A 5,793-nucleotide genomic window follows, 5' to 3' on the forward strand; every position below is an offset into this window, starting at 1 on the left:
GGGGCTCACGCCGAGCGCGGCGGCGAGATCGCGGACGGTGGGCAGGCGTTCGCCCGGCGCGAGCTCGCCCGAGCTCACGAGCCGGGCGATCACGCCGGCGATGCCACGTGGTGTCGCGTCGGGGAATTCGGCCCGCGCGACCAGCGCAGCGGCATCCGCTCGATCGCCGTTCATCGAAGCACCCTCACAGGAATACCTGACACGACCATTGCCTCCTCACGAAGCAAGGGACAGTATGAATTCACCACAGCGACACAGAGTGAAACATAAGAGAAATGTTCACGCCGAACAATAACAGAACGGGTCGCGAGCCCCGTTCGGCAGTCCGCACCACCCTCGGCGTCGCAGCATCGCCCGGTCGCACCTGAGCAGCAGTCCCGCCAGGTGCACCGAGCGGACGGCAACGACGCCGACCGACTCAGGAGGCAACATGACGATCGTCCGAGCGGCCATCACGCAGACGACCTGGACCGGCGACAAGGAGTCCATGCTCGACAAGCACGAGCAGTTCGCCCGCGACGCCAAGGAGCAGGGCGCCGAGGTGATCTGCTTCCAGGAGCTGTTCTACGGCCCCTACTTCGGCATCACCGAGGACGTGAAGTACTACGACTACGCCGAGCCCGCCGACGGACCCATCGTGCAGCGCTTCGCCGCGCTCGCGAAGGAGCTCGGCATGGTGATGGTGCTGCCCATCTACGAGGAGGAGCAGCCCGGCGTCTACTACAACACGGCAGTGGTGGTCGACGCCGACGGCACCATCCTCGGTTCGTACCGCAAGCACCACATCCCGAACCTCGACAAGTTCTGGGAGAAGTTCTACTTCCGGCCCGGCAACCTCGGCTATCCGATCTTCCACACCGCGGTCGGGCCGATCGGCGTGTACATCTGCTACGACCGGCACTTCCCCGAGGGCTGGCGGGAGCTCGGCCTCAACGGCGCGCAGATCGTGTTCAACCCGAACGCCACGAAGCCCGGCCTGTCGAACCGGCTCTGGGAGATCGAGCAGCCCGCCGCGGCCGCCGCGAACGGCTACTTCGTGGCCGCCGCCAACCGCGTGGGCCTCGAGGACAACGAGTACGGCGACCTCGCCGTGAACTTCTACGGCAAGAGCCAGTTCGTCGACCCCCAGGGCAACATCGTCGGCGGCTACGGCTCCGAGACCGAGGAGGAGGTCGTGATCCGCGACCTCGACCTCGATATGATCCGCAACGTCCGCAACGCGTGGCAGTTCTACCGCGACCGCCGGCCCGACTCCTACACCTCCATCCCGAAGCCGTAACCCGACGAGCCACGCGAAGGAGCGAACCATGGCCACCACCCTCATCCGCGGCGGCACCGTCGTCAGCGCGACCGGACGCGCCGCGGCCGACGTGCTCATCGACGGCGAGACCATCCGGGCCGTGCTCGAGCCCGGCAGCAGCATCCTCGGCACGGATGTCGCGGCAGCCGTCGACCGCGTCATCGACGCAACCGGCAAGTACGTGATCCCCGGCGGCATCGACGCGCACACGCACATGCAGCTGCCGTTCGGCGGCACCGAGGCATCCGACACCTTCGAGACCGGAACGCGCGCGGCCGCCTGGGGTGGCACGACGTCGATCATCGACTTCGCCGTGCAGACCTACGGGCAGCGCATCGAAGACGGTCTCGGGGCGTGGCACGAGAAGGCGGCCGGCAACTGCGCGATCGACTACGGGTTCCACCAGATCGTCGGCGACGTCAACGAGGCGTCGCTCGCGACGCTGCGGCGACTGCCCGACGAGGGCATCACGAGCTTCAAGATGTTCATGGCCTACCCGGGGGTCTTCTACTCGGATGACGCGCAGATCCTGAAGGCCATGCAGGTGTCGCGCGACACGGGCATGCTCACGATGATGCACGCCGAGAACGGCCCGGCGATCGACGTGCTCGCCGCGCAGCTCGTGGAGCAGGGCAAGACCGACCCCTACTACCACGGCGTCGCCCGCGCCTGGGAGATGGAGGAGGAGGCCACGCACCGCGCGATCATGCTCGCGAAGCTCACCGGCGCCCCGCTCTACGTGGTGCACGTGTCGGCGAAGCAGGCGGTCGAGCAGCTCGCATGGGCGCGCGACAAGGGGCAGAACGTCTACGGCGAGACGTGTCCGCAGTACCTCTACCTGTCGCTCGAGGAGCAGCTCGGCGCGTCGAGCGAGCAGTGGGGCCACTTCGAGGGCGCCAAGTGGGTGTGCTCCACCCCGCTGCGCTCCCACGAGGAGGGCCACCAGCAGTCGATGTGGCAGGCGCTGCGCACGAACGACCTGCAGATGGTCTCGACCGACCACTGCCCGTTCTGCATGAAGGACCAGAAGGAGCTCGGCCTCGGCGACTTCCGGAAGATCCCCAACGGCATCGGCTCGATCGAGCACCGCATGGACCTCATGTACCAGGGCGTCGTCACCGGCGAGATCACGCTCGAACGCTGGGTGGAGCTCACCAGCACCACGCCCGCGCGCATGTTCGGGCTCTACGGCACGAAGGGCGTCATCCAGCCGGGCGCCGATGCCGACGTCGTCGTCTACGACCCGAACGGCCACACGTCGATCGGCCTCGAGAAGACCCACCACATGAACATGGACTACTCCGCGTGGGAGGGCTTCGAGATCGACGGCCACGTCGACACGGTGCTGTCCCGGGGCAAGGTCATCGTCGACGACGACCAGTACCTCGGCGCCAAGGGCGACGGCCGCTTCCTCAAGCGCGGCCTGAGCCAGTACCTCATCTGAGTCGACCCCGACCCCCGAGCCGACCCCCAACCGAGCGGAGCACCCCATGGACTTCGGCGTCGTCCTCCAGACGAACCCCCCGGCATCGCGCACCGTGCACCTCGCGAAGCTCGCCGAGCAGCACGGCTTCAGCACCGCGTGGACGTTCGACTCGCACCTGCTGTGGCAGGAGCCGTACGTCATCTACAGCCAGATCCTCGCCGAGACGCATCGCATCAAGGTGGGCCCGTTCGTCACCAACCCGGCGACCCGCGACTGGACGGTGACGGCGTCGATCTTCGCGACGCTCAACGAGATGTACGGCAACCGCACGATCTGCGGCATCGGCCGCGGCGACTCCGCGGTGCGCGTGACGAACGGCAAGCCGACCACGCTGAAGGAGCTGCGCGAGTCGATCCACGTGATCCGCGAGCTCGCGAACTCGCGGCCGGTCGAGTACAAGGGCTCGCAGCTGCAGTTCCCGTGGTCGCGGGGCTCCGAGCTCGAGGTGTGGGTGGCGGCCTACGGGCCGATGGCGTTGACGCTCGCGGGCGAGGTGGGCGACGGGTTCATCCTGCAGCTCGCCGACCTCGACATCGCCGCGTGGATGATCCAGCACGTGCGCGACGCCGCCGAGGCGGTGGGCCGCGACCCGATGTCGGTGAAGTTCTGCGTCGCCGCGCCCATGTACATCGGCGACGACCTGGAGCACATGCGCGACCAGTGCCGCTGGTTCGGCGGCATGGTCGGCAACCACGTCGCGGACATCGTGGCGAAGTACGGCACCGGCTCCGACGGGTCGGGCGGTGCAGTGCCCCAGGCGCTCACGGACTACATCAAGGGCCGCGAGGGCTACGACTACAACGAGCACGGCCGGGCCGGCAACACGCACACGTCGTTCGTGCCAGACGAGATCGTCGACCGGTTCTGCGTGCTCGGTACCGCCGACGAGCACATCGCGAAGCTCAAGGCGCTCGCCGACCTGGGCGTCGACCAGTTCGCCGGCTACCTCCAGCACGACAACAAGGAGGAGACGCTGCGGGTCTACGGCGAGACCGTGATCCCGGCGCTCTCCGAGCACATCACGGCGAAGGCATGACGGAGCTCGGCGTGCGCGAGACGACCACGGTGACGGATGCCGCGGGCGCGGCGTCCGACCGCGGCATCCGCTCGTCTCGCCGTGGCGGCCGTGGCCGTCGCGAGCTCGCCCGCTGGGGCTGGGGCCTCGCCGGCATCCTCGCGGTCGTGCTGATCTGGGAGGCGTACAAGCTGCTCGGGCCGGCCGACGGCGTGGTGCTCGGCACCACGCGCGTGCTGCCGCGCACCACCGACCTCGCGATGCCGCACGTGTGGGACATGATCGGGCGCCTCGGCGAGCCCGTCACGCGCTCGCCGTCGGCGCAGCCGCTCTGGGCGGTCATCGCCCTGTCGGCGCTCACGACCCTCGGCATCGCGGCGGTCGGCTGGCTCGTCGGCGTGGTCGTCGGCATCGGCCTCGCGCTCGTGATGCAGCGGTGGCGCCTCGCCGAGTGGGGCCTGCTGCCGTGGATCATCATCAGCCAGACCGTGCCCCTCATCGCGTTCGCGCCGGTGGTGAAGAGCTGGGGCTCGCGCGTCGAGATCGGCTCGTTCGAGTGGCAGGACTGGATGTCGGTCGCCCTCATCGCGAGCTACCTGGCGTTCTTCCCCATCGCCATCGGGGCGCTGAAGGGACTGCAGTCGCCCGACCGCATCCACGAGGAGCTGATGCAGACCTACGCTGCGGGCTACTGGACGACGCTCGTGAAACTGCGGTTCCCGGCATCCGTGCCCTACCTGCTGCCTGCCCTGCGCCTCGGCGCGGCGAACGCCGTCATCGGCGCGGTCGTGGCCGAGGTGTCGACCGGGCTGCAGGGCGGCATCGGACGCATCCTCATCCAGTTCGCCGGGCAGGCATCTGGCGACCCGGCGAAGGCGTGGGGGCCGATCTTCGGCGCGATCGTGCTCGGGCTCGTGGCCGCCGGCTCCATCGCCCTGCTCGGCGTGATCCTCAAGAACTACCGACGAACGGAGGAGGCCGCATGAGCGACCCCCAGGCCCAGACCGCTCCCGCTGCCGCTGCCGCCTCCGCGGTCGAGGTGCGCGGCGTCGACAAGGTGTTCGAGACCCGCAGCGGGCAGGTGCAGGCGCTCGATGCGATCGACCTGACGGTCGCGGCCGGCGAGTTCGTTTCGCTCATCGGGCCGAGCGGATGCGGCAAGTCGACGCTCATGCGCCTCATCGCCGACCTCGACGACCCGACCGCCGGCTCGCTCGCGGTGTTCGGCAAGACCGCCAGGCAGGCGCGGCTCGACCAGGAGTACGGCATCGCCTTCCAGTCGGCCGGGCTGCTGCCGTGGCGCACGGTCGCCGGGAACGTGGCCCTGCCGCTCGAGCTGCACGGCGTGGCATCCGGAACCCGCGCGACCCGGGTCGCGGAGCTCCTCGACATGGTGGGGCTCTCCGACTTCGCCGACCGCTACCCCGACCAGCTCTCCGGCGGCATGCAGCAGCGCGTCGCGATCGCCCGTTCGCTCGCCGAGCAGCCCCGGCTGCTGCTCATGGACGAGCCGTTCGGCGCCCTCGACGAGATGACGCGCGAGAAGATGCAGTCCGACCTCGTGCGCATCTCGGCCGAGACCGGCGCGGCGGTGGTGTTCGTCACCCACTCGATCCCCGAGGCGGTGTTCCTCTCCGACCGCGTCGTCGTCATGTCGCCGCGGCCCGGACGCATCCGCGAGATCGTGCCGATGCGGCTCGGCGCCGACGCGAAGCGCGCCGCCCGCACCGAGGAGCTCCGCGAGGAGCGGGCGTTCTTCGACATGGTCACGGCCGTGCGCGAGGCGCTGCACGGCGGTGCTCCCGTGGGCACCGGGCCGCGCGGGGTGGAGACTCGCTGATGACCGCCACCGCCGCATCCGCTGCCTCGCCGATTCGCCGCATGTCCAACCCGAGCGCACCCCGCGCACCCCGCGCACCCCGCTACCGAAGGACATCCTGCATTGACCGCTGGCTCCGACCGCCCAGTCACCCTCACGATCCCCGTCCACCA

Annotated in this window: 6 protein-coding genes; 5 read left to right on the forward strand and 1 reads right to left on the reverse strand. The window is 69.3% G+C overall.

Annotation, left to right across the window (positions count from 1 at the left end):
• On the reverse strand, nt 1-174 hold a 174-nt coding region (locus GH736_RS25535), incomplete at its 3' end, for a GntR family transcriptional regulator (RefSeq protein WP_159605019.1).
• A 256-nt stretch (nt 175-430) separates the two neighbouring features.
• On the opposite strand from GH736_RS25535, the gene GH736_RS15750 reads away from it, so the two are divergent.
• Genes GH736_RS15750 through GH736_RS15770 form a run of 5 tightly spaced genes read left to right on the forward strand, consistent with a single transcriptional unit; the run spans nt 431 to nt 5,641 of the window.
• Nucleotides 431-1,279, forward strand: a complete 849-nt coding sequence (locus GH736_RS15750; RefSeq protein WP_159605021.1) for a nitrilase-related carbon-nitrogen hydrolase — start codon at nt 431-433, stop codon at nt 1,277-1,279.
• A gap of 28 nt (nt 1,280-1,307) precedes the next feature.
• Nucleotides 1,308-2,744, forward strand: coding sequence for a dihydropyrimidinase (hydA, locus tag GH736_RS15755; RefSeq protein ID WP_159605023.1), 1,437 nt, complete (start codon nt 1,308-1,310; stop codon nt 2,742-2,744).
• 46 nt (nt 2,745-2,790) lie between these two features.
• Nucleotides 2,791-3,822 (forward strand): TIGR03842 family LLM class F420-dependent oxidoreductase, encoded by a 1,032-nt coding sequence (locus GH736_RS15760; protein ID WP_159605025.1) that lies wholly within the window; start codon nt 2,791-2,793, stop codon nt 3,820-3,822.
• Complete coding sequence (locus GH736_RS15765) at nt 3,819-4,787, forward strand: ABC transporter permease (protein ID WP_159605027.1); 969 nt, start codon at nt 3,819-3,821, stop codon at nt 4,785-4,787. Before GH736_RS15760 ends, GH736_RS15765 begins: the two co-directional genes overlap by 4 nt.
• Complete coding sequence (locus GH736_RS15770; RefSeq protein WP_159605029.1) at nt 4,784-5,641, forward strand: ABC transporter ATP-binding protein; 858 nt, start codon at nt 4,784-4,786, stop codon at nt 5,639-5,641. The genes GH736_RS15765 and GH736_RS15770 overlap by 4 nt, the downstream gene beginning before the upstream one ends.
• Nucleotides 5,642-5,793 lie beyond the last annotated feature (152 nt).

The organism is Agromyces humi (assembly GCF_009720255.1).
Lineage (GTDB): Bacteria > Actinomycetota > Actinomycetes > Actinomycetales > Microbacteriaceae > Agromyces > Agromyces humi.